We start from the raw sequence: 417 nt of genomic DNA, 5'->3' as shown, positions 1-417 counted from the left end.
CGGGGATACCTTGATTCTTAACGATCTATTGCCGGCGATACCGGGTATGTTGCTGAAGCTTGAAATGCTTGAAGACGAGCCTCAAGCATCGGAGGGTGACGCGTGATTCGTTTTTTTGCATGACACCCAACAGCAGCCAACCTACTGATGCTTCTCATCTTTTTGGTGGGTGTTCTTACCTTACCCACCATCAAGAGAGAAACCTTTCCCGAGTTTTCGCCTCCCTACATTATGGCGACCATCGTCTATCCCGGTGCCTCACCAATGGAGGTGGAAGAGAGCTTGTGTGTCAGGATGGAAGATGCGGTAGATGGGCTGTCCAATATCGAAGAAACCACCTGTGAGGCTATTGAAGGCAGCGCTCGTCTAACGTTGAAGCTGGATAACTCTGCAGACATTGGTCGTATGCTGGTGGAT

General features: G+C 50.1%; 1 pseudogene. It reads left to right on the top strand.

The features are described 5' to 3' along the window. Window positions 1-102: 102 nt before the first annotated feature. Window positions 103-417, top strand: a pseudogene (locus AB4585_RS24345) (efflux RND transporter permease subunit); the annotation flags it as partial.

Origin of the sequence: Vibrio sp. 10N.222.49.C9, assembly GCF_041474985.1 — a bacterium.
Taxonomy (GTDB): Bacteria; Pseudomonadota; Gammaproteobacteria; order Enterobacterales; family Vibrionaceae; genus Vibrio; species Vibrio crassostreae_C.
Note: the sequence above shows the minus strand (reverse complement) of the source record. Positions and strands in the feature narration are given on the sequence as shown.